Genomic DNA, 24,927 nt, shown 5'->3' on the forward strand with positions numbered 1-24,927 from the left:
CTACCAGCCCAACTGCTGCGGCACCAAAGAGACTGACAGTAAACAGATCAAGCCACCGAGATCGGCAAAACGAATTGCTACCGGGGCCTCATCCTCAACTTTCGGCTTGGCATGGTAGGCCACCCCAAGCCCAGCAGCATTGATCATCACCAAATCATTGGCACCATCGCCAACAGCCACGGTATTGTGCGGTAGAATGTCATGTTGTTCGGCCAAATTGCGCAATATCGTCGCTTTGGCTTGTGCGTCCACAACATCGCCCAGTACTTGACCCGTGAGTTTGCCATCGACAATTTCCAAGGTGTTAGACTGGGCATGAGCGAGATCCAGCTCCTGCTTGAGGTGATCGGAAAAGTAAGTAAAGCCGCCTGATGCAATCGCCGCCTTCCAGCCATAATGGTGCAGAGTTGCCACCAGCTCACGCAGCTCGGGCATAAACGGGAGCTGGCTTTTGACTTGCTCGAGAATGGCGGCATCGCTGCCCGCCAATGCCGCAACCCGCTGGCGCAGGCTTTGTTCAAAATCCAGCTCACCCAACATCGCCCGCTCGGTCACTTCCGCCACCTGCTCACCGACGCCTGCCAATATGGCGATCTCATCAATGCACTCGATTTCAATTGCCGTCGAGTCCATATCCATCACCACCAAGCCGGGCTCGCGTAGATCTGGACATTGAGTAAGGTCGGCAATATCAAGCTGCGCACGAGTCACGCATCGTTCCAGATGCAATGAATACGGGGTCGCCAACAACAAACAGTCGTATTGCCCCACTTTCCAAGCTGCCGTCAGCGTCAGCGGAGCACCATACGCAGCTTCTATCGCGTGAACCGCAACCGCATCTATCGAGCGACCGAAAATCAAGGTTGTCGAACGCTGTCGGTCACGATTGCTGGCCGACACCACTTCCGGAAATCGCTGTAGTAAAGAGGTGTGTTTCCTTATTTTGAGCACTTGCAAACCATCCATGTTAAAGTAAACGCCTAATTATCTAAGTAACCTCAAGATGCAGGATTCAATGCTGAATCGAGCATTTTGAAGTCGCTTGGTTAACCAACTTACCCTATTGCAAATTACCAGAGCAAGCTCAAAAATGAGATTGGTCTTGAATACACTGCCGATATGATGAAGAAAAAACTGACCCAATTCCAAAAAGTCTGGCGACTGTTCATCCTGTTAAGCTGCCTAGCGGCAGTGATCACCATGGTTGAATATGGTTCCAACCTGGCCAAGCAAAACTACCGTACCCTGAGCGATCAAACTCAGCAGCTCTCACGCTTAGTTGTCCGGCAGGCCGCCGATACGGCATCAACGGACGTGATTGAAAAAAACCAAGACCGGCTGCAACTGCTTGTCGAGCAACTGGCCAAAGAACCCTTGCTGCTCGATGCCAGCATCTATGATCTGGAAGGCATTACTCTGGCCAAAAGCCAAGATGCTTTGCCGCTGCCGCAAGTAACAGGGCTGTCGACCCCGCTGGCCGTTGCCAGCTATGGCCGCCAGCAACTGATTGAGCCAATCATGAGCCAGCACCAAGTCGTAGGTTTTGTCCGTATCACGCTAGAGCATGACAAGCTTATCGCCGAAACCATGGCCGATATTGATGCTATCACCAATATTATCCGGACTCTGATCGCCAGTGCGATGGTCATCGGTTTCCTGCTGGCCATTACCTTCGGTAACCGAAAAGAAAATTGGCACTTCCCCGTCCTGCCCAGCGAGGTTAAAAACGATTAAATGGCCAATAATACCAATCAGGATTAGGCAAAAAGACAGTGATAAAAAAAGGGCTTGCCAGTGGCAAGCCCTTTTTGTTGTTCTCGTACTGTTTTACGCTTCTTCAGCATCACCCAGTAGAACAGATTCCAATGCGATTTCCATCATGTCATTGAAGGTCAACTGACGCTCTTCAGAGGTTGTCGCTTCGCCGCGCAAGATGTGGTCAGAGACAGTACAGATAGTCAGTGCTTTTGCACCGAACTCAGCAGCCAGACCATAGATACCTGCCGCTTCCATTTCAACACCGACAATGCCGTATTTCTTCATCGTCTGGAAGAAGTCGAAATCTGGGTTGTAGAACAAGTCCGCAGAGAAAATGTTACCCACCTTAACGTCTACGCCTTTAGCTTTTGCCGCGTCAACCGCGTTCTGTACCATGCCGAAATCAGCCAGTGCTGCGAAGTCGTGGTCACCAAAACGGATACGGTTAACTTTAGAGTCCGTTGACGCACCCATACCGATCACAACATCACGCAGGTTCACGTCATCACGTACTGCACCACAGCTACCCACACGGATAATTTTCTTCACGCCGTAGTCTTTGATCAGCTCAGTCGCGTAGATAGAACATGAAGGGATACCCATACCGTGACCCATTACAGAGATCTTACGACCTTTGTAAGTACCTGTGTAACCGAACATGTTACGTACGTTACACACTTCTTTTGCATCGTCTAGGAACGTTTCTGCAATGTACTTAGCACGTAGCGGATCGCCCGGCATCAGTACTACATCTGCAAAGTCACCCATTTCAGCATTAATGTGAGGAGTAGCCATCGTTATTTCCTTTCTGTCATCTGTTGGTTTTTTGCATAACCAACTCAATGTAATCTTGTCTTGTAAACACTGTTTCGATCTAGGACAAATATAGACCGAAACAGTAAAAAAAATCGTCTTTTTGGGCAGGCTTTACCTGCCTTAGCTTGCTACAAGAATGATTTACCGTATTCCATATCAGACGTACCGAAGTACTCCGCCAAGCTTTGGCCAATATCGGCAAAAGTCTCGCGGCGACCCAGTGAGCCTGCTGCGATTTTAGGACCAGAAACCAATACCGGGATATGCTCGCGAGTATGGTCGGTACCAGGCCAGGTTGGATCACAACCGTGGTCGGCCGTCAGGATCAAGACATCGTCTTCCTGAAGCAGTTCAATGATTTCAGGCAAGCGCTTGTCGAAGTACTCAAGTGCTGCAGCGTAACCGGCAACATCACGGCGGTGACCGTAGGCCGAATCAAAATCAACAAAGTTGGTAAATACGATGGTGTTGTCACCCGCTTGTTTGATTTGCTCTAGCGTCGCTTCAAACAGTGCAGGGATACCTGTTGCTTTCACTTTTTGAGTGATGCCACAGCCAGCGTAGATATCAGAGATCTTACCGATAGAGATCACATCACCGTTTTTCTCATCGACTAGCTTCTGCAGCACAGTCGCTGCAGGTGGCTCAACCGACAGATCACGGCGGTTACCGGTACGCTCAAACTGACCTTTACCTGGGCCAATGAACGGACGAGCGATCACACGGCCGATGTTGTAGTCAGCCAACTCTTCACGCACGATTTGGCAAAGTTCTAGCAAACGATCTAGACCGTAGGTTTCTTCATGACAAGCGATCTGGAATACCGAATCCGCCGAGGTGTAGAAAATCGGCATACCGGTTTTCATGTGCTCTTCACCCAAGTCATCCAGTACCTGAGTACCTGATGCATGGCAGTTACCCAAGTAACCCGACAAGCCAGCGCGTGCAAGGATGCGATCGGTCAACTCTTTCGGGAAGCTGTTTTCTTTGTCGGTAAAGTAGCCCCAGTCAAACAGAACAGGGACACCGGCAATTTCCCAGTGACCAGATGGGGTATCTTTACCTGAAGACAACTCGGCAGCATGAGCATACGCACCGGTAATTTCGGCGTCGGGATCCAGGCCTTCAGGGAAGTAACCAGAAGACTCTTCACACGCCTTACCTAACCCAAGCTTGTTTAGGTTTGGCAGGTCAAGCTTACCGCTGCGCTGGCCGTTATCCGCTTCGCCGCGGGCACAGACTTTGGCAATATGGCCCATTGTGTTGGCACCTACATCACCGAACTTAACGGCATCTTCAGTTGCGCCAATCCCAAATGAATCTAGAACAAGAATAATAGAACGTTTCATGATGACTCCATTACACATCTTCAGGGCGGACACGACGGTAAACAACTGGTGTCGGCTCTGGTTTCTGATCAGAAATAGTAATCGCGGCACGTACCGCTTTGGCGGCTTCTTCCCACTGCGCTTCGCTACGAGCGTGGATCACTGCCAGCGGCTTCTCGGCATTGGCTTCATCACCCAAACAGATCATATCACTCAGGCCCACAGCGTAGTCGATAGTATCAGCAGCAACACGACGTCCACCGCCCATCCCCACTACCGCCATACCCAGTGCACGGGTATCCATAGCAAAGGCATAACCTGCGGTTTCTGCGTATACCGGTTTCACCAACTCGGCTGTATCCAAGTAGTTGTCGTAATGGGTCATGAAGTCAACCGGGCCACCTAGCCCAGCAACCATTTTACCAAAACACGCAGCCGCTTTACCGTTATCCAGAACCGCCTGAAGCTTCTCGCGTGCCTGCTCGACATCTGTTGCTAAACCACTGTTTACCAACATTTCAGCACACAATGCCATGGTGACTTCAAATAAGCGAGGGTTACGGTACTCACCGGTTAGGAATTGCACGGCTTCACGAACTTCGAGTGCATTACCAGCAGTCGACGCCAGCACCTGATTCATGTCTGTCAGCAGTGCCGTGGTTTTGGTACCCGCACCATTGGCGACCGCGACGATAGATTTTGCCAGCTCTTCAGACGCTTCATAAGTTGGCATGAAGGCACCAGAGCCGACTTTCACGTCCATGACTAGCGAACCAAGGCCTGCAGCAAGCTTCTTCGACAAAATAGAAGCTGTGATCAGAGAGATATTGTCGACTGTTGCCGTTACATCACGGGTAGCGTAGACACGCTTATCAGCCGGTGCAAGATCGCCAGTTTGGCCGATAATTGCCACGCCAGCCTCTTTGGTCACTTGACCGAATACGTCGTTGCTCGGGGTAATGTTGTAGCCGGGAATAGATTCCAGCTTGTCCAGTGTACCACCTGTGTGGCCCAAGCCACGGCCAGAAATCATCGGTACATAACCACCACATGCTGCCACCATAGGGCCAAGCATTAATGAGGTCACATCACCAACACCACCCGTCGAGTGCTTGTCGACAATCGGGCCATCGAAGTTCATGTGGCTCCAGTCGATAACCATGCCTGAGTCACGCATCGCACAAGTCAGTGCCACACGCTCATCCATGGTCATGTCGTTGAAATAAATCGCCATGGCGAATGCTGCAATTTGGCCTTCTGATACGGTATCTTTGGCAATACCCTGAATGAAGAAGTTAATTTCGTCAGCAGTTAGTTCAATGTTGTCACGTTTTTTACGGATAATTTCTTGTGGTAAATACATGGTATTCCCCAATCATGTTTTTTATGTAGGGTCTATGACGTTTTACTTTATAAACAATGATTCTCAGGTATAGGCAGGCCGCCCTTATTCCGAACACAGAACAAAGTAAAAACCAAACAGTAAAACATCACGGATAAGTCGGTCAGGAGACCTAATAGTAAGGTGGCAAAAATGCCACCTTACTGGAATAGATTAGTAGCCGCCTTCAGCTGCTTTTTCGCCTTCGCCAAGCGTGTTCAGAAGGTTAGCCAATAGGCTTGAAGCACCAAAACGGTAGTGCATGTTGTCAGCCCACTCAGCACCTAGGATACGATCAGCCATCGCTAGGTATTGCTGTGCGTCTTCTGCTGTGCGAACACCACCGGCAGGTTTGAAACCGACGGTTTTCGCTACGCCCATATCTTTGATCACGTTAAGCATGATTTCAGCGTATTCCGGGGTGGCATTCACAGGTACTTTACCGGTAGACGTCTTGATGAAGTCAGCACCGGCTTTGATTGAAAGTTCAGACGCTTTCTTGATTAGCTCTTCTGTTTTCAGCTCACCGGTTTCGATGATCACTTTCAGCATGATGTCGCCACACGCAGCTTTACACTGCTTAACCAGCTCAAAACCAACGTCTTCGTTGCCAGCCATCAGTGCGCGGTATGGGAATACTACGTCTACTTCATCAGCACCGTAAGCTACAGCCGCTTTGGTTTCTGCAACTGCGATGTCGATATCGTCGTTACCGTGCGGGAAGTTAGTAACTGTTGCAATACGTACTTCAGGTGTACCCTGCTCACGAAGCTGCTTCTTAGCAACTGGGATAAAACGTGGGTAAATACATACGGCCGCTGTGTTGCCTACCGGGCTCTTTGCGTTCTTACACAACTCGATCACTTTTGCATCGGTGTCGTCGTCGTTCAGAGTGGTAAGATCCATTAGTTTAAGTGCACGTAGTGCAGCCGCTTTCAATTCGCTCATGACTATCTCCAGTCCAATTAGTTTCTACCAAGCTATTTCCTGCCAAGCAATGATCTTGCCTAGCAATAGATGCGCCTGACGGTATTCATTGCGCCACCGCTAAACGGTTCGCAGCGCGAACAGTATCCCGACAACCAGCCATCAGTCGACGGGGTTACGGACTTGACTCCTTGAAGACTCAGGTAAACAATGCACTCGCATTTCCCTGATTGATATCCTTTTCACCGCGTGGGAAGTGACAATAAACACTTCCCAGCAAATACGCTACCCCGGCCTTGCCTAGCGATAGGTAACACCATGAAGGTATTGACCAGAGTAGCGAAAATCAGTTTGTGATGGTGCTGCCCTATAATACCAAGCAGACCTTGTTGCCACCACGAAATATACGTTTCCCAGCGTGGACAATGTGTTTACCCAACGAACAGATTTCGTCAGGTAAAGAATCGTTCGACTATCCACTGGTAGGCCACCCCGCCACCATAGACACCCACAATTCCCATTACCCCCGAGAGCACCGGCGGAGCCGGTATCGGCAGTTTAATCGCAGAAAACAATATGCCAACAATAAACCCGGCTACCAGCGCTAGCAGTACTTCACTCATAATCAATTTCTCTGTCTGTTACAGCACAAAGGAAAGTGTAGTCTGCCCCGCTATGAAAGTAATGGTAGCAAAGAGGTTTGCTAGAAACCGGAGCGCAATCGATTTTATGGCATCAAATAGAAACGATAGCGAGGATGTTTACTATATGTGTTGAAAGGCGATGGGCGATGGGCGATGGGCGATGGGCGATGGGCGATGGGCGATGGGCGATGGGCGATGGGCGATGGGCGAATTTTGTGAAGGCTAAACCCTGTCAAGCTATTGCTTCAGCTCTTTGCTATACCTCTAGCCTCTAGCCCGAAAAACAAAAACGCCGCGGAGGACCGCGGCGTTTTATCAGGTTATTCGCAATCTGTCATTAAGCCAGAGTGATGAACAGACCCGCAATTGTTGCAGACATCAGGTTAGAAAGCGTACCTGCTGCTACCGCTTTCATACCGAAGCGTGCGATGTCGTGGCGACGGCTTGGAGCCAGACCACCTAGACCGCCCAGTAGGATAGCTACTGAAGACAGGTTAGCGAAACCACATAGTGCGAACGAGATGATAGCTTTCGTCTTATCAGAAAGAACAACCTCAGCACCTTCCGCTAGGTATGGGGCAAAGTTCAGGTAAGCAACGAATTCGTTAACTACCAGCTTCTGACCGATGAATGAACCGGCAATCGTTGCTTCTTCCCATGGCACACCGATTAGGAATGCAAGAGGAGAGAAAACATAACCAAGGATAAGCTCTAGTGTCAGCTGTGGCATACCGAACCAGCCACCGATACCACCTAGCATACCGTTGATTAGCGCAATCAGACCGATGAACGCAAGAAGCATTGCACCAACGTTTAGCGCAAGCTGCATACCAGAAGAAGCACCCGCTGCTGCTGCGTCGATAACGTTCGCTGGCTTGTCGTCAGCGTCATTAGCATCGCTTGCTAGCTGCTCAACAGCTTCTTCAGTTTCAGGTTTGATGATCTTAGCAAATAGAAGACCACCAGGAGCTGCCATGAATGAAGCGGCGATTAGGTACTCTAGAGGTACACCCATAGAGGCATAACCAGCAAGTACACCACCCGCTACAGACGCCAGACCACCACACATAACCGCAAACAGCTCAGACTGAGTCATTTTTGGTACGAACGGGCGGATCACCAAAGGTGCTTCCGTTTGACCAACGAAGATGTTAGCTGTTGCAGACATGGATTCGGCGCGAGATGTACCCAGTGCTTTCTGTAGACCACCACCTAGGATGTTGATCACAACCTGCATGATGCCCAGGTAGTAAAGTACGCTGATCAGTGCAGAGAAGAAAACGATTACTGGTAGTACGCGCAGGGCAAACACGAAGCCGCCACCGCCGAACACTTCAAACATTTTGTCTGAAGTCAGGCCACCGAATAGGAAGTTAATACCGTCGTTACCATAAGCGATAACGTTGGCAACGGCTGTAGACATACCATACAGTACGTCACGGCCAACAGGTACATAAAGAACAAATGCACCTAAACAAAATTGAATGGCAAATGCGCCACCCACTGTACGTAGATTAATAGCTTTACGGTTATCAGATAGAAGTACTGCAAGACCTAGCAGTACGACCATCCCAACCAGGCTCATAAACATGCTCATAGTTTATGGCTTCCCTTTAGTTAAGTTGGCGTCTCGACAATTCGGCTCATTAAGAGTCCGGCGCATTATACTCATGCAGCGGCGGATAAAATAACGCCGACATCACAGTTTGCAAGGAAAGAGAGTGAAAGTTCAATCCTAAATGTGAGCTACGTCACGGTTTCGCGCAAACGATTCACGCAAACGTTTAATTTGTGACAGCGCTTCACATTGGAATACGGAAAAGTTCAGCAGTGGTTAAGCTAGTTGCCTGCTTAATTTCCTGTTCGCTTTCCGTTCGGATTGCTGCCAGTTCACCCAGCACCTTCACCAACCGATCGGGCCGGTTTGGCTCCCCTTGAAACCCAGCTACTGGCATATCGGGTGCATCTGTTTCAAGCAGAAGTGCATCCAATGGCAGTGCGGCTATTGTATTTCGAGTCTTATTGGCTCGGCGATATGTAATCGTTCCACCGACCCCAATTTTGATACCTAGATCAATAAGCTGCACCGCTTGTTGATGGCTGCCACTAAATCCATGGTACACCCCACCAGCAATAGGCATATTTTGCCTCAAAACCCGAAGCAATTCGGGAAAAGCCTTGCGGCAATGGAGTATGACCGGTAATTCAAAGCGGTTAGCCAACTGTAACTGGGCTGCCAATAACGAAATCTGTTGATCCCGGTCGGCATTCACAATGGCAAAGTCTAGTCCACATTCCCCGACAGCAACGCAGTGTGATTGTTTTTTTTCTCGTTGTTCGGCCTCCGACGCAAGCTCATATTCCAATTGAATCAAGGTACTAACATCATGCTCGACACTGAAAAAAGGATGCAACCCTAAACCAAAGTAAAGCTGGGGAAAACGGGCTGACAGATCACGCACTGCTTGCCAGTTTCGCTGGCCAACCGCCGGGATGACGATTTTCCCAACTCCGGCCTGATGCGATAGTGCCAAGTAGTACTCGGGATCATCACAAAACGGCGCAAAATCGAAGTGGCAATGGCTATCAATCAGCATCAGGTTTGACCTTTACTGTACCGCCCTCCTGTTTGCCTCTATTCGCGGGATGGCGCGAGTCGTCACTGTCATAGCGGACCGGTGCGCAGCAACGACGGTTCTCGGGCACTAGCCCCATTTTTTCACACCAGCGGTCATAGGCCGCTACCCCACGCTTGATCAACGACATCATGCCTATCTATCCTGTTTTGTGGCCTTGATGGCCTTGGCTACCATGACGATCATACTACGCCCAGTCGCCAAAATGGTATCGCGGGTGTAAAGCGGTGCCTCATCAATGGAGTAAATATCATGGGGGGATGGCTTGGCGGTATTGATCACCAAGTGCCAATCGCTGCAGTGGCGATCCGGCAGGGTAAACTCGAGGGGATCCCAAAAAGCATTGCACACCACGTAGAGTTCGTCTTGAGTGATCGGGTGATACACCGTCAGCGCAATAGAATGGGAACTTTCCGACCAGTCCGGCTGATCAGGCTGGATCCCGTGCCAACGGATCCCGACATCCTCCAATACCGAGTTGAGCGACATATGCATGTTCCAGTCAATGGTTGGCTCGGCGGTCCGCAGTTGGCTGAGCAAGGTGACAAAGCGTAGCAAGTCACTGTGGGTATCGACCAAACGCCAATCAAACCAGCTAAGTTCATTGTCTTGACAATAGGCATTATTGTTGCCCTGTTGGGTTCGGCGGACTTCGTCGCCCATATTAAGCATCGGCGTACCTAGCGCCAAGAACAATGTGGCTAGCATGTTCTTGCACTGCCTATGACGCAGCAACTCTATTTCAGCGATATCGGTTGGCCCTTCGACCCCGTAGTTACTTGACACATTATGGTTGTCACCGTCACGGTTACCCTCGCCGTTAGCTTCATTGTGTTTCTCGCTGTAACTCACCAAATCATTGAGGGTAAAGCCATCATGAGCACAGATAAAGTTGACCGACCGATGCGGTGAGTGGTGGCGGCTACAGTACATGTCCGGTGAGCCCAGGATCCTTGAAGCAAACCGGCTAGCATAACCGGTATCACCTCGCCAAAACGCCCTGACATCATCACGGAACTTACCGTTCCACTCGTTCCAACGATCACCGATAAACGACCCCACCTGATACAACCCAGCCGCATCCCAAGCCTCGGCGATGATCTTGGTACTACACAAAATCGGATCGGAGTCGATCGACCACAGCAGCGGCGGTTCTTTCATCGGTGAACCCTGACTGTCGCGAGCCAATACCGAAGCCAAGTCAAAACGGAACCCGTCAACGTGCATCTCAGTCACCCAATAATGCAGTGCATCGATGATCATCCGGCGCAGGACGCTATGGTTGGCGTTGCATGTATTGCCACAGCCACTGTAGTTACCGTAATGACCCGTTTCCTTGTCCAGCAAATAATAAGCGCCATTTTGCAGCCCTTTGAAGCAAAATGTCGGCCCATGCTCATCCCCTTCCGAGGTATGGTTGAATACCACATCGAGGATCACCTCAATATCGGCTTTATGCAACTCACGCACCAAGGTCTTGAATTCATCGATTGCACTAAGGGGGGCTTTCTCGACGCTGTAGTCAGCATGGACAGCAAAGAAGTTTATCGGGCTATAACCCCAGTAGTTATCACGCCCTTCAGGTGCATCATCGACATCAAACTGCTGAACCGGCATCAACTCAACGGCCGTCACCCCGAGCGATTTCAAATACGGAATTTTCTCGATGACCCCAGAGAAGGTACCTTGCTTGGCCTGCACCACACCGGAAGAAGGATGGCGGGTAAATCCAGCAACATGCATTTCATAGATGATGGTATCGGTTAGAGAGTGGCGAGGTGCGACATCATCTTGCCAGTCGAAGTCACTGTGATCGACCACAATACTCTTCATACAGGCATCCATGTTATCGCCCGACCCGATAGCTCGCTGGCGGCTGTAGTTGCGACCGAAGCCTATCGCCTGACTATAGGGGTCAATTAACACTTTCTCGCAGTCGAAACGCAGTCCACGCTCAGGTAGCCATGGGCCATCTACCTGAAAGCCGTAGTACTGACCATGGCCGATATTGCCCACAAAGATAAACCAATAATGACCACGCTTATGCAGGGCAGGGCTCAGCTCAAAGGAACGAAAAGGTCCCGCAGCATCGGCACTGGCAAACAGGTGCAAGGTCACCCGGGTAGCATCTTTGGAATAAACACTGAAGTTAACCCCCCCCTCACGTACTGATGAGCCAAGCGGAAATGCCTCGCCGGGTAAGGTATAAATCTGATTATCCGCCGCCAACGCGGTACTTAGCGAGATCCCGAACTCTTCGACCCTGTTCATGCCATCATCCTTTTTGCTTTGCACTAACACTCATATCCAGAATAGTACACCCACTAGCACTAAGATCTGGTTAACATCACAAAACGCCGACTGGTGAGCGGTAATTACCGCCTCAACACGAAGTTAATATTCAAAAATATCAGCAGTATTCAGCAAGTTGTTAGCAGCTTTTGACTAGTTATCATAATCACGGTCATTCAAAATAAACACCAACAAACGGCTCTTTATCGCTGACCTTCATTGAGTAAAAAACGGTACATGCGTCAGGGTTCCTGAAAGGTGAGACCTATAAGATATAGTCGACACTACCTCAATGAATTAAGCATGGTCGAGTTCATTCCACTTTAAACCATATCTTGCATAAGGATAGAAAATGCTTACCGGATACTGGTCTATCGACGCGTTTATTATTGCCAACCTACTGTTATGGATGATTGTTGCCAGTATTTTTGGCTATCAGCAAATAACGGGCGGAGGAATGCTCTATGACTCATCAAACAATAACGATCAACGAGGTTAGTCATGAATACAAAAACACTAGGCTACAGCACCATGATTGTATCGGCAGCGCTAATGGGCTGTGTCGGATTGTTCGCCCGTAACATCAATACCAGCGGTGATGTCATCGCCTTTACTCGAATGACTGTTGGCGCCATTTGTGTCTTTGTCCTGATGTTTAATCAGGGCAAAACAATGCTCATTAAGTCGACAAAATTAACCCCTTCCGTTGTTGCTAGCGGAGTCTGTTTAGGGCTTTGTTTAGCCGCCTATGTCTCATCAACACAACATACAACACTGGCTAATGCCGTATTTCTTATCTATACCGGCCCAGTCTTCTCAACCATTTTGGCTGCGATATTCTTGAAGGAAAAGATATCAAAGTTAACCGCCGGCTTACTCACGGCTGTTTTTATCGGGTGTTTATTCATTATTGGTATCATAAATTATGACGCTACAAATGGCTTATCCATGTCACTTTCTTTTTCCAAGGAAAACTTCCTCGGTGATATGTTAGGTTTGGCATCCGGTGTTGGCTACGGGCTGTATTTATTCTTTAGTCGCTACCGTACCGATGTCAGCTCTGACTCCCGCTCATTTTTTAATTTCTTGTTTGGTGCTATCGCCATTGCCTTGTGCTTTACGGTTAATCCACCGTCACTGGCTGAGATGGATCTAAGCTCTTGGGTTTGGTTAATTTCTATGGGGTTTTTCATTGGTTTTGGCGCCCTGTCACTGCTAACGATTGCCGCTAAGCACCTTAAAGCGGCAGAGCTTGCCTGTGTCTCTTATCTCGAAACAGTGGTGGGTGCAGGTATCGGTATCAGCATGTTTGGCGAATCACTCACCGCACTGCAAACCTTAGGGGGGCTCCTTGTTATCGGAGGGGGGATGGGCGAAATCGTCTTAACGATGACCAAGAAGCACAATAGTGCCAAACAAGCCAAAGCTATCAGCCAATAACGACTAGGAGGTCATGATGGCCATCTCATTAAACTGGGCGCTACTCATTGCCACTGTGATCATCATGATAGCCTTAGCGCTATACAGCAACCGTATTGTACACTCAAGCAAGGGGGAAGGCGGCTTTTTATTAGCCGCTAACAGCCTAGGTCCGTTCATTGGCGGAGCAACCATTGTCGCGACCGGTTTTTCGGGGTGGGGGTTTATGGGCTCACCTGGCGTTGCCTATAAATACGGCGCAATTGAGCTACTTGGTAATTTCTTTTTTGCCCCAGCCATGATCTTTGCGGTGTTATTTTGCGCCCGATTTCTTCACACCAAAGCCAATAAGATAGGAAGCTTAACCTTACCAGAATACATTGCCAACAGTCATGAAGGCCCAGACACCGCTAAGCGGTTAACCCAAGCCTTCGTGGCGGTAATCACCATTGTTTTACTTTTGGTATTTTTGGTTGGTCAAATAAAAGCACTAGGGTTACTGGCCGGTCCTTGGCTTGGTGTCGATAACCATGCCGCTTCGCTATTAATGTTAGCGATAATTGTGGTTTATACATCAATCGGAGGGCTTGCTGCCGTCGCATTGACTGATGCCTTTATGGTAGTAGGAATGTGTATTTCGGCATTGGTTATTATCTGGACGATTTTCTCAGATTTACCGATAGCGGAACTATTAGCGAGTCTTGATGCGATCGATCCCGAACTGTTAGCCCCGAGCAATTCGGGTCCATATGGCGCGTCGGCATGGCATGTGTTGCTAGTGCTACCCTATGCGTTTATTTACAGCACCACCTTGCCTTACATGTCTGTTCGGTTTATGGCCCTGTCATCAAAAACCAAATTGCACCATATCGCCGCCTATATGACGCCGATGGCTTGCTTGCTAAGCCTAGTGCCTATCGCTGGACTTTATGTCAGGGTAAAAGTCCCAGGACTTGAAAACCCCGATCAAGCGATGCCAACATTTTTAACCACCTTTTTGTCACCAACGGTATCTGCCGTGGTGACGTTGTTTATTCTCTTTGCGATGAAATCAACCACTAACTCAGTTTTGCACTCTATCGCAGGGTCAGTGTCCCATGACCTACGCCAAGCTATCTGGCCTAACTGCAAACTTTCAGACCGCTCTTTGCTATACCTCAACCGCTTTGCGGTATGGATATTAGGAGCTGCGGGTTTCACGCTAATGTTATACGCTCCGCCTTTTATGTTATCGATGCTCGCTATTTTAGGCTCTGGTACCCTAATGGCGGCTTTGGTTGCTCCGACACTACTGGCTCATTTTATCCCTGCCAACATCTATGCGGCATTAGTCTCGATCGTGATCGGCTTTATGACCGGGTGTACATTCTTCCTTTATTTTGACCTCGGCTGGGTCGAAGCGCCAATATACGCGTCAATGCTTGCTTGTATATCCTATTATGTTACTGCAAAAGCCTTTCAGAACCGCCATAACCATGTAGAGCACAACATAGTTTCACGTTAGATAATTGACAGGTATCCGCATACAACATAAAGCTGTAATTCCAGCTGAGTTCACTGTTCTTAATATCTCCTTTCATTGACATAACCTGCCATGTCAATGAAAGGGGGAAGAGATCCCCTGCTGGGCATTGAAACACCCAGCAGCTATTGCTCAAAGCACACTTCCAACGCCACTTCATCGCATTCATGCTCTCGCGGACACCCTTGGCAGTCTTTCATGATCTTTTCAGGCAATAGCGCGCGTGACGTTAGCATAAAGCCTTGTTTCTGAAAAAACGCTGGAACTCGAGTAAGTACGAATACTTTTTGAATGGCCATTTGTCTCGCCTTCTCGACCAAATGTTCCACCAATGCCGTCCCTTGGCCTTGCCCTTGAGCGCCAGGGTAAATGCCCAGCGACCGAATTTCCGCTAAACATGAATCATACGCGTGTAATGAAGCACACCCAGTTACTATCCCCTGCGATTCAAAAACCACAAAGCAATCAATGTCCCTGACTATCTCATCTTGTTCGCGAGGTAAATTTTCACCTAATTCAGCCCAGTACTGTACCATGCACTCAATCGCCTCAAGATCGGCAAGAGATGCCGTTCTAACAACAATATCAGCGTCACTCTTTTCAGCAGCTATATTGCAGCCATCGGCATTCGGTGGGGACGTAACTATGGGGGGCGGCTTCACCGGTGATGCCATTGTCGTTGTTGCTCGCCGTATAAATCGCAGCTCACTGATACCGGTTATAGCAAGAAAATGTGACTTGTTATTATTCCAGGGACTGGTCGCCGTCTTTTTCATGATCTCATCCTCTAAAAATAAATTTAGCTACGTCATTACGATAAAGAAGAGTCCCGGGATACTCATGTAATGATGACTTTATATTAGAAATGTTGGGAGGTAACTACTAGCGAAAAGCTGCCATAATTATGCCAATACCTGCTTAATTTATTCACTCAACTGAATGTTATTTACATAACGCAAGATACGCTTTAATTCTATTTTACGTGAGCCAAAAACAAACAATATATTAAAATATAAAGTTTATTTTTATAAGTAGACCGACATTCAGACCCATAAAAATTGAATCTGAATGCGTCTTTAATGGATCCATAAGAATAATTGAGATGATGGTAAAAAATATATTACTGCCCTAAGGTAGCTACCATAACGGCTTTGATTGTGTGCATTCTATTTTCAGCCTCATCAAATACAATCGAATGGCCTGATTCAAATACATCTTCCGTCACTTCTAGGCCTTTCATATTATATTTCTCAGCAATATCGGCCCCCACCGTTGTCTCATCATTATGGAACGCAGGTAGACAATGCATAAACTTTACATTGGGATTACATGTCATTTTGAGCATTTCCATATTAACTTGATAGGGCATCATAATCTCGACCCGCTCATCCCATGCTTGCTTAGATTCACCCATTGAGACCCAAACATCGGTATATAAAAAATCACAACCGTGGACCCCCTCCTCAACATTGTCAGTCAAGGTGATATTAGCTCCCGTTTCGTCGGCAATAGCTTGGCATTGCGCCACGAGTTCTGCTTCTGGCCAGTGTGCTTGGGGCGCAACCAGACGGATGTCCATCCCCATTTTTGCCGCACCAACCATCAGTGAGTTCCCCATATTATTACGGGCATCACCAAGATAGGCCAATGTCATTTCGTGCAATTGTTTGCCCTGCCCATGCTCTTGCATTGTCAGAAAATCAGCCAGAATTTGAGTAGGATGAAACTCATCCGTCAAACCGTTCCATACAGGAACACCCGCATATGAACCAAGCACTTCAACCGTGTCCTGACCGAAGCCTCGGTACTCGATACCATCGTACATACGGCCCAATACACGCGCGGTATCTTTCATTGACTCTTTATGGCCAATTTGTGAGCCCGATGGGCCTAAGTATGTCACTTTAGCTCCTTGATCAAAGGCGGCCACTTCAAATGCACACCGGGTACGAGTTGAGCTTTTTTCAAAAATCAGTGCGATGTTTTTGCCCGTCAGACGCGGCTGCTCGTAGCCGCCGTATTTCGCCTTCTTAAGCTCGGCTGAGAGATCTAACAAGTGTTGAATTTCACGCGGAGTGAAGTCCAGTAGTTTTAACAAGTTGCGGTTTCGAAGATTAAAAGCCATATTTTATTCCCTCTAAAGAATCTGTATTGTTCTGGCCGATGCATCGTTACCGCTATAACACTACGAGCGTCGCCCCTCATGTAAGTGACTTATGGTTTGACCATTCTTATATTGCTTCCTTACTAATCGGCAATAATCGACGTACCAGCCTCCCCAGATAAGATCTGCAACCCAGCCCCCAGTGAACCGATACCCACCAGCTTGCCGCCTTGATTGATAAATTCACAAGAGGCATCAATTTTGGGCCCCATAGAGCCGGCATCAAAAACGTATTGTGCTAATTCTCTCGGAGTGGTGCTTCGCAATGCTTTTTGGCTCGTTTTCCCCCAGTCTAGATACACAGCCTCTGCATCGGTAAGAATTAGCAACATATCGGCATTAAGCTGTTTTGCAAGAAATGCTGCAGACATATCTTTATCAATAACGGCCTCTACACCTACCAGTTTGCCGTTTTCTGTTTTCACCGGAATCCCGCCCCCTCCAGTACAGATCACCAAGTGCTGCTGTTTGACAAGGGTTAAAATTGTCTCATCTTCAATGATACCGGCAGGCTTGGGGCTTGGTACGACACGGCGGTAATACTGGCCATCTGATTTCACTGTCCAATGGTATTTTTCCGCTAACTCGCAGGCTTCAGCCTCGCTGTATACAGGGCCGATAGGTTTCGTGGGCTCAGCAAAAGCAGGATCGTCAGGATCAACCCGCATTTGCGTTAGCATGCAACAAACTTTCTGATCTGGCAGAAGATTTTTAAGTTCTTGCATTAATAGATAACCGATCATGCCCTGAGTTTCTGAACCCAGCACATCAAGTGGATAAGGGCTGACTTCTTTATATTCCATCCCCTGCAGCGCCAGCAGACCAACTTGCGGACCGTTTCCGTGCACTAATATGACATTGTACTCTTGTGCAATGTCAGCAATGGTTTTTGCTGCGGTCGCAATATTTTGGCGTTGAATATCTGCCTCTAATGGTTCACCGCGACGCAATAAGGCATTACCACCGAGAGCAACAACAACTGTTTGTTTGGTCATAGGATCGTCTCTTTCTTGTTTATTACGGATAGTCGTGGCTATTCAAAGCTTGACTGACTTAGATACCATCTCGTTCAATTGGGCAACTCATGCAGCGAGCACCACCTCGACCACGACCGAGTTCGTTCCCAGGAATGGGAAGCACCGTTATCCCAGCTTTATCGTATTTCTCATTGGTGTAGACATTGCGCTCATAACCAATCACCACACCTGGCTTAACGGTTAAAACATTATTCGCATCGTTCCACTGCTCACGCTCAGATTCAAAACTATCGCCGCCTGTCGTGATAAGGTTCAGCGGGCCTACATCTAGAGCTTCTTCGATTGCAGTGACAAAATATCCGGCTTCTTTTACATCGACCTGGCCAGACTCATCCCCAGTCAAACGCCAACATTGAACGTCTTTGCGTACAACTTCTGGGTAAACGGAAAAAGTATCTTCCCGCATGTGTGTCATGACCGTATCTAAGTGCATACAAGAGCGGTGCTTAGGAAGCTGCATAGCAATAATTTGATTCACTTCATCACGCTTAAACAAGCTAGATGCTAACTGTTCTACCCCCTGCGGAGTTGTACGTTCGGACATACCGATAAGCACCGCCCCTCTGCCAATCACCAGTACATCGCCACCTTCGATTGTAGAGTTCTCGTAATTGCGCTCTTCGTCACCAAAATATTTAATAAAACCTTGCCCAGCAAAAGAAGGGTGCCAACGATAGATTGCTCGAAGGTGGTTCGTTTCACGCTGACGAGCAGGTTTCGCCATTGGATTGATTGAGACACCACCATAGATCCAGCAAGAAGTATCGCGTGTAAACAGGTGGTTGGGCAGCGGTTCGATAACAAAATCTGTACGCTCGTGCACTCCCTGCATCATCGAAGATGATTGAACAGGCAGCTCGCCATAACTAAGGCCACCAAGTAAAATTGAAGCAAGTTCTTGATTGGGCAGATCGGCTAAAAAGCACCGGACATCATTGGCAAGCACGCCTCCCAGACGGAAATCAGATATTTGTGAAGTGAGTAACCATTCTCTCGCTTCTGGAACAGAAAGGGTTTCAGATAACAAATCATGCAGCAGTAAGACTTCAACTCCTTGCTCGCGAAGCGTATTGGCAAAAATGTCATGCTCTTCACCAGCACGTTTAACAGCGAGCACATCATCAAATAATAATTCATGGCAGTTTGATGGGGTTAGGTGAGTTAACGCTCGCTCAGGGCGGTGAATAATAACCCGCCGCAGTTGCCCGACTTCAGATCCGACATAAAGTTTATTCATGACCATATCTCCCTGTTTTTTTACCAACGTAATATCGTTAGCTATATATTTGATATATTGCTATCTCTGATAGATAAACCGTTAATTTCCCAATAGAAAACAGCCACACCCCACCTATACTTTAATATAGCAACATGTGAAAATAGATATAAAAAGTAGAAAGCCATAATATAATCGATGAGAACAAACTCATTCATTAATATTAATTTTCATACAGAAAACTCACTCTCCCTCTCGCCTTTATATAATAGGCGCCATGGCATGAATAAAAACAGTCATTTAATGCTAATAAATGACTGTTTTATGCTTTCGCCAAACTTTATCCATCAACCATCTGATAAATAAAAGATTAATAGAGTGATAACTTTCAGACTAGTTGGTTTTGCAACTGTCCTACCACACTGCGATAATTAGCATGATAATGCTGCTTATTGAGGTGGCTTGCTCGGTACTCTCTCGGGGTAACTCGAATTATATTCTTAAACTTCGCATTAAAATTAGACAGAGATGAAAACCCGACCTCTGCGCCGATCTGCGCAATCGTCCAATCGGTGGTAATCAAATAACGTACGGCTTGGCGAACCCGTTGCTCAATAAGATACTGGCGAAAAGTCACCCCTAAGTTGGCATGAAAGAAACGAGAAAAAGTACTATCAGCCATATGGAGTTGGTTCGCGACCATTGTCACAGAGAGCGGTTCACCTAAGTTTTCTTCAATGTACTTCAATACAATCCGCACTTTATTTTCTATCCGCTGGCTGTCAACCACATCATAATCACAATCAGTTAGGCAATTTCTCGTTTGTGTCGAGAGCACCTCCAGCAAATGGAGTAAGTTTAGTACCTGCGAAAAATCATAAGAATTATTGATAACTTGAAGATACTTATTAACATTTGAATCTGCAGCCACATCAAACAAATAACCACTACGGGCTTTGTCAAGCATCTGCTTGATCGCGCTAAATTGCACACTATCGATGAAAGTCTGCCCCAGCGCATTAAGGCGAAAATGCAGTACATCACATTGCGTTTCAACCCCGCCCTTATTCGTCGACTCAAACTCAAAGCGATGAGGGGAAAATGGTGCAAGCAAAGCAAGCTGGCCAGGGGCAATATTATGACTCGAGGTGCCGAGATACAGTGTGCATCCGCTATTTCGTGGCCAAACTAGCACATAATCGGCACAAAAAAGTAGATGCTTTGTTTCCAGTGCCGACTGTAAATCAAACAGCAGAAACTTCGGTGTATTCGCTATAACACGCTGACACATATAATCTACCTCTAATCTGATTTTCCGCTATTTTGTCGGCTTATGTCCCAAAGTACTAACACTAAAACAAACAAGTGTGATAACAAACAAGTTCAATATAAAACAAATGTGACATCGCACAAAGTGAGTATATAGACAAGTAATATCAAGATGCTTGGTACAGCGATAATTATCAGCTTGAAATAAACACCAAAAGTCCGGAAGCAATAACGCGACCGGACTCTATCGATATTTGGATTATTCCACCCCGTTGAATAATCCCAAGGAGACGTTTATTATGGGTTAGTATTCCCAGTGACTAATATCATGTGCCCCAGAAAATTGATTCGGGAAGTAATCTTCACACTGGCCTTCACGCCATACATCTGCCGTTGCGCAATGTAAACCACCACCAAACGCATAAGCATCACGCAAATCAACAGGAATGACCTCAAAACCAAGTTTGTCAAACTGCTCTTGCTGGGCTTTTTCCGATGCTTCGACGCACACTGTTTTATGGTCAAGGATCAACGTGTTCATTGATAGCCAAGTGCTTGAGTAACACAGCGGTGGTGGATTATCCCAGGCCGGATTAACCGCTTCAACAATTTGCCAGTCGTTCTTTTCAAATATTTCACGCTGGCCTTTGAATAACGGACGATGTGGGTTCAATAACATGAGCCCCGGACGAAGCGGACAGAATGTTGCGTCGATATGGATTGGGTGGTTGTCTTCAAAACTTAAAGTATGAACACGGAAACCCTGAGGCTCATACTTACGCTTAATCCAGCGAATACCGGCCAGATTCGTTGTCAGTCCATGCTGCACGAAGATATCTTTACCCAAACGCATTACATCCGCAGCATCGAATAGAATATCAGTTTCTTTGGTTGAATATTCTTTTCGCAACGAACGCGCCATCGTTTCTTCATCAGAAAGGTGCTCATAGGCAGCAACATAGTCCATCCTGAAACTATCATCAGATAAGCGAGGGCGTGGTGCTTGTTCAATTAAGCATTCAGGATCAGATTCAAAATACTCACGAAGTAAATCAACATAAGCGAGATACTCAAAATAACGGCTACGGAAACTCATCGGTGCCATGAGGATACTTTTTCCCATGGTCAGCAAACAATCTCGCGGAGGCATAACACCAAAACCAGAGCTAATCGTAAAATCTGGAGTAGTAATACGCTGATGCCAATCAACCGCTCCTGGGCGGTCAACAATAATACCCCGATCTTCTAATTGCTTAGCAAAGCCGTTTAAACATTCATTGGCGCGATCAATAGACTCTTGCGTCCGACGCCCGGCTTTTCCTCCACGCATCGGTGAATCTGCGGGGATCTTTTCATTACTTGCCGGGCAAGCTTCAGGGATATGCTGGTTATCAGCAATGCCCACAATCACATGCCGAAGGGGATCGAAGTCATTATAAGATTCAACATGAAGGCCGGGACGAACATAGGGAACCCCACTTTCTTTTCTTTCAAGTGGCGTAGAGGCATTTGGATATAGATCATTGGAAACACTCATTACATTATCTCCAGGAGAATTAGTATGAACGGTTAATAGGTATTAAAATAACCATCGTTATATAAACGTAAAAGTGATCTTTAAGGTATATTTATTATTCAATAATATTTCTTATAATAAATAGATAATTAATACCTACATATAGAATGATTTTTTATTTTCATGTTTGACGAGCTTAAATAATATTGCTCTTCAATGGTTATAATATGCCGCCTTAACGTGAAGAAATATAGCCAATTAATGCCGACAAATGGCTGATTCATGCTTGTTTCAATATGAAGGATTAGTCAGTCGTATTTAACAAAAAGCCGCCACAATGTGACGGCTTCGATCTAGAACATGATGCTAGCGGCTTGCGGGCAATTAGTGCTCGCGGGTCGCACGGAAATCAATATCAGGGAAACGCTCTTTCGCTAGATTCAGGTTAACCATGGTCGGCGCGATGTAAGACAGGTTATCACCGCCATCCAACGCTAGGTTTGACTGGCTCTTGCGCTTGAATTCTTCCAGCTTCTTGCTGTCGCCACATTCTACCCAGCGGGCCGTTGCCACGTTAACGCCTTCATAGATAGCTTCAACGTTGTACTCGGCTTTCAGGCGGGCAACCACCACGTCAAACTGAAGCACACCGACCGCACCAACGATCAGGTCGTTGTTCTGCAGCGGACGGAAAACCTGCACCGCGCCCTCTTCCGACAGCTGTACCAGACCTTTTAGCAACTGCTTCTGCTTAAGTGGATCTTTCAGGCGGATACGACGGAACAATTCCGGCGCAAAGTTTGGAATACCTGCAAACTTCAGGTTCTCGCCCTGGGTGAAAGTATCACCGATCTGAATCGTACCGTGGTTATGCAAACCGATAATGTCACCCGCATACGCTTTCTCGGCGCGGGCACGATCACCTGCCATAAAGGTCACGGCGTCGGAAATACTCACATTTTTACCGGTACGGACATGATTCATTTTCATGCCCTGGCTGTAAGTACCCGATACGATACGCATAAACGCAATACGGTCACGGTGCTTAGGATCCATGTTTGCTTGGATCTTGAATACGAAACCAGAGAATTTCTCTTCCGCTGCTTCAACATCACGCTCGTTGGCTTGACGCGTTTGCGGCGCTGGTGCCCATTTCGTTAGACCATCAAGCATGTGGTCGACACCGAAGTTACCCAGTGCCGTACCGAAATAAACAGGCGTCAGCTCACCAGCAAGGAAAAGATCATGATCAAACTCAGGACATGCACCGATCACAAGCTCAAGTTCATCACGAACACTTGCAGCAAGATCTTCACCCACAGCCACATCCAGCTCTGGGTTATCAAGACCTTTGATAATACGCACTTCCTGAATTTCATGGCCATGGCCAGATTCATACAGGATCGTTTCATCACGGTGGATATGGTAAACACCCTTGAATTCTTTACCGCAACCAATCGGCCATGAAATTGGCGAACAAGCCATACCAAGCTCGCTTTCAACTTCATCAAGCACTTCCATTGGATCACGAACATCACGGTCCAATTTGTTCATGAAAGTGACGATTGGCGTATCACGCAGACGGGTAACTTCCATCAACTTACGGGTACGATCCTCGACACCTTTCGCGGCATCGATAACCATCAGGCATGAGTCAACCGCGGTAAGAGTACGGTAGGTATCTTCCGAGAAATCTTCGTGTCCCGGGGTATCCAGCAGGTTAACCAAACAGTCATTGTATGGGAACTGCATCACCGACGTGGTCACCGAGATACCACGTTCTTTTTCCATCTCCATCCAGTCAGACTTAGCATGCTGGTTTGAGCCACGGCCTTTAACCGTACCAGCTTTCTGGATAGCGTTTCCGAATAGCAGAACTTTTTCGGTAATGGTTGTTTTACCCGCATCCGGGTGAGAAATGATGGCAAACGTACGACGTTTGTTCACTTCAGATAGAAAAGACATAACGTTGATAATCCTGTGAGAGATTTCTCTGATTGAACCCGCGACGACCGCACGTACAATGCAGCGGCAGGTTCCAATGTATTTTTAGGGTGCTAGACCCAAAGATGGCGGAATTATACGCAAACTCCAGCCAAAGAGACAGTGCTAACACGGTTGATGGCAGTGCAAACGACACTTCGACACCAGCTACATCATCATGTAAGTCATGATTAATGCATCTTCGCGACCATCCGGTGACGGATAATAGCCTTCACGGCGGTTTATCTCATTGAAGCCCAAGGATTCATACAACTGATAAGCACGCTGATTGCTTGCCCTGACTTCGAGCCATACATCTTGCGCGTTCAACTGTTCAAGTTGCGATAGAAAACCTTCCAGTAATAACTTGCCGTAGCCCTTTCCCTGAAAAACGGGGTCGATAGCAATATTGAGCAGGGTAGCCTCACCAGCTACCAATTGACCAAAGCAATAGCCCGCTAGCTGGCCATCGATCTCCAGCACATAATTGGCGGCGATCTTATTTGGCGCTTTGCGGATCATCGACTCCGCCCAAGGGTACATGTGAGCGGCTTGCTCGATACGCCAAACATCATCCAGGTGATGTGGCTCTAGTAAAACAATATTATGCGTCATAAGAACAAATCTGTTGCCACAGCGCTTTTTTCGCGCCGGGATTGGTATGCATCGATTTCAGTGAGGATGATGTCAGTCGCTGGCAACCTGCCGGATGGGCCGCTTCACAACCAGCCACCCAACACCATTTGAGGTGGTGTTCACGGACTTGCTCAACAGCTGCGGCGGGAATACACAATGCTTGCTCCGGTGTCAGCTTCATACTGCCGAGGATCCGACCAAACAGCCAACGGTCATGCTCGTCCAACTCTTCGTCACAGACAAACAACAGCTGGCAAGTGTCCGGCAAATCAATCATCGGCTGCTCTTGCTCGGGAAAAAAGCCCGGTTTACGGATCTGCCAATAGGTTAGTCCGATCGCCTTCATCAGCTGTAAATCACGCTGTTTCATCCACTCACCTTGA

Annotated in this window: 22 protein-coding genes and 1 pseudogene; 4 read left to right on the forward strand and 19 right to left on the reverse strand. The window is 47.6% G+C overall.

Annotated features, from left to right (window positions below; all coding sequences use genetic code 11):
• Nucleotides 1-966, reverse strand: coding sequence for a phosphoserine phosphatase (gene serB / locus ACVA53_RS06395; protein WP_446504729.1), 966 nt, complete (start codon nt 964-966; stop codon nt 1-3).
• 153 nt (nt 967-1,119) lie between these two features.
• Here serB and ACVA53_RS06400 point away from each other — a divergent pair, with 153 nt between their 5' ends.
• Nucleotides 1,120-1,734, forward strand: coding sequence for a YtjB family periplasmic protein (locus ACVA53_RS06400; protein ID WP_446504730.1), 615 nt, complete (start codon nt 1,120-1,122; stop codon nt 1,732-1,734).
• A gap of 93 nt (nt 1,735-1,827) precedes the next feature.
• Here ACVA53_RS06400 and deoD read toward each other — a convergent pair whose 3' ends face one another.
• The 9 genes from deoD to glgX form a co-directional block, all read right to left on the reverse strand.
• On the reverse strand, nt 1,828-2,553 hold the full coding sequence (gene deoD, locus ACVA53_RS06405; RefSeq protein ID WP_255044667.1) for a purine-nucleoside phosphorylase: 726 nt from the start codon (nt 2,551-2,553) through the stop codon (nt 1,828-1,830).
• Between the two features lie 149 nt (nt 2,554-2,702).
• Nucleotides 2,703-3,923, reverse strand: coding sequence for a phosphopentomutase (locus ACVA53_RS06410; protein WP_255044666.1), 1,221 nt, complete (start codon nt 3,921-3,923; stop codon nt 2,703-2,705).
• 10 nt (nt 3,924-3,933) lie between these two features.
• Nucleotides 3,934-5,265, reverse strand: coding sequence for a thymidine phosphorylase (gene deoA / locus ACVA53_RS06415; RefSeq protein ID WP_446504731.1), 1,332 nt, complete (start codon nt 5,263-5,265; stop codon nt 3,934-3,936).
• Nucleotides 5,266-5,457: 192 nt separating this feature from the next.
• Nucleotides 5,458-6,231, reverse strand: coding sequence for a deoxyribose-phosphate aldolase (gene deoC / locus ACVA53_RS06420; RefSeq protein WP_255044664.1), 774 nt, complete (start codon nt 6,229-6,231; stop codon nt 5,458-5,460).
• A 431-nt stretch (nt 6,232-6,662) separates the two neighbouring features.
• The gene (locus tag ACVA53_RS06425) at nt 6,663-6,833 is read right to left on the reverse strand and encodes a XapX domain-containing protein (RefSeq protein ID WP_255044663.1); all 171 of its coding nucleotides are present in this window, start codon (nt 6,831-6,833) and stop codon (nt 6,663-6,665) included.
• A gap of 358 nt (nt 6,834-7,191) precedes the next feature.
• Nucleotides 7,192-8,451: a NupC/NupG family nucleoside CNT transporter gene (locus ACVA53_RS06430; protein ID WP_446504732.1), complete on the reverse strand. Its 1,260-nt coding sequence runs from the start codon at nt 8,449-8,451 to the stop codon at nt 7,192-7,194.
• A 205-nt stretch (nt 8,452-8,656) separates the two neighbouring features.
• Nucleotides 8,657-9,451, reverse strand: a complete 795-nt coding sequence (locus ACVA53_RS06435; RefSeq protein WP_446504733.1) for a TatD family hydrolase — start codon at nt 9,449-9,451, stop codon at nt 8,657-8,659.
• Entirely contained in the window at nt 9,441-9,623 is a 183-nt protein-coding gene (locus tag ACVA53_RS06440; RefSeq protein WP_255041990.1) for a hypothetical protein, read from the reverse strand. The genes ACVA53_RS06435 and ACVA53_RS06440 overlap by 11 nt, the downstream gene beginning before the upstream one ends.
• A 2-nt stretch (nt 9,624-9,625) precedes the next feature.
• Nucleotides 9,626-11,761 carry a glycogen debranching protein GlgX gene (gene glgX / locus ACVA53_RS06445; protein ID WP_446504734.1) on the reverse strand — a complete coding sequence of 712 codons (2,136 nt, stop codon included), beginning with the start codon at nt 11,759-11,761 and terminating at the stop codon, nt 9,626-9,628.
• Between the two features lie 373 nt (nt 11,762-12,134).
• Between glgX and ACVA53_RS06450 the strand changes: the two genes are divergently transcribed.
• Genes ACVA53_RS06450 through ACVA53_RS06460 form a run of 3 tightly spaced genes read left to right on the forward strand, consistent with a single transcriptional unit; the run spans nt 12,135 to nt 14,705 of the window.
• Nucleotides 12,135-12,281, forward strand: a complete 147-nt coding sequence (locus ACVA53_RS06450; RefSeq protein WP_255041987.1) for a hypothetical protein — start codon at nt 12,135-12,137, stop codon at nt 12,279-12,281.
• Between the two features lie 2 nt (nt 12,282-12,283).
• The gene (locus ACVA53_RS06455) at nt 12,284-13,222 is read left to right on the forward strand and encodes a DMT family transporter (RefSeq protein WP_446504735.1); all 939 of its coding nucleotides are present in this window, start codon (nt 12,284-12,286) and stop codon (nt 13,220-13,222) included.
• A 16-nt stretch (nt 13,223-13,238) separates the two neighbouring features.
• The gene (locus ACVA53_RS06460) at nt 13,239-14,705 is read left to right on the forward strand and encodes a sodium:solute symporter family protein (RefSeq protein ID WP_446504736.1); all 1,467 of its coding nucleotides are present in this window, start codon (nt 13,239-13,241) and stop codon (nt 14,703-14,705) included.
• Between the two features lie 143 nt (nt 14,706-14,848).
• Here ACVA53_RS06460 and ACVA53_RS06465 read toward each other — a convergent pair.
• The 9 genes and pseudogenes from ACVA53_RS06465 to ACVA53_RS06505 form a co-directional block, all read right to left on the reverse strand.
• Nucleotides 14,849-15,307, reverse strand: a pseudogene (locus ACVA53_RS06465) (GNAT family N-acetyltransferase); the annotation flags it as partial.
• 536 nt (nt 15,308-15,843) lie between these two features.
• Nucleotides 15,844-16,848: an ornithine carbamoyltransferase gene (gene argF / locus ACVA53_RS06470; protein ID WP_446504737.1), complete on the reverse strand. Its 1,005-nt coding sequence runs from the start codon at nt 16,846-16,848 to the stop codon at nt 15,844-15,846.
• Between the two features lie 122 nt (nt 16,849-16,970).
• A complete protein-coding gene (gene arcC / locus ACVA53_RS06475) occupies nt 16,971-17,882 on the reverse strand; it encodes a carbamate kinase (protein ID WP_255041980.1) in 912 nt (303 codons plus the stop codon).
• A gap of 58 nt (nt 17,883-17,940) precedes the next feature.
• Nucleotides 17,941-19,161, reverse strand: coding sequence for an arginine deiminase (arcA, locus tag ACVA53_RS06480; protein WP_255041979.1), 1,221 nt, complete (start codon nt 19,159-19,161; stop codon nt 17,941-17,943).
• 367 nt (nt 19,162-19,528) lie between these two features.
• Nucleotides 19,529-20,431, reverse strand: a complete 903-nt coding sequence (locus ACVA53_RS06485) for a helix-turn-helix domain-containing protein (protein WP_255041978.1) — start codon at nt 20,429-20,431, stop codon at nt 19,529-19,531.
• Nucleotides 20,432-20,713: 282 nt separating this feature from the next.
• Nucleotides 20,714-21,946, reverse strand: coding sequence for a serine/threonine protein kinase (locus ACVA53_RS06490; RefSeq protein WP_255041977.1), 1,233 nt, complete (start codon nt 21,944-21,946; stop codon nt 20,714-20,716).
• 363 nt (nt 21,947-22,309) lie between these two features.
• On the reverse strand, nt 22,310-23,890 hold the full coding sequence (prfC, locus tag ACVA53_RS06495; protein WP_255041975.1) for a peptide chain release factor 3: 1,581 nt from the start codon (nt 23,888-23,890) through the stop codon (nt 22,310-22,312).
• A 186-nt stretch (nt 23,891-24,076) separates the two neighbouring features.
• On the reverse strand, nt 24,077-24,523 hold the full coding sequence (gene rimI, locus ACVA53_RS06500; protein WP_255041973.1) for a ribosomal protein S18-alanine N-acetyltransferase: 447 nt from the start codon (nt 24,521-24,523) through the stop codon (nt 24,077-24,079).
• The gene (locus tag ACVA53_RS06505) at nt 24,513-24,914 is read right to left on the reverse strand and encodes a DNA polymerase III subunit psi (protein WP_255041971.1); all 402 of its coding nucleotides are present in this window, start codon (nt 24,912-24,914) and stop codon (nt 24,513-24,515) included. The genes rimI and ACVA53_RS06505 overlap by 11 nt, the downstream gene beginning before the upstream one ends.
• Between the last annotated feature and the right edge of the window lie 13 nt (nt 24,915-24,927).

Source organism: Photobacterium sp. DNB23_23_1 (assembly GCF_052873815.1).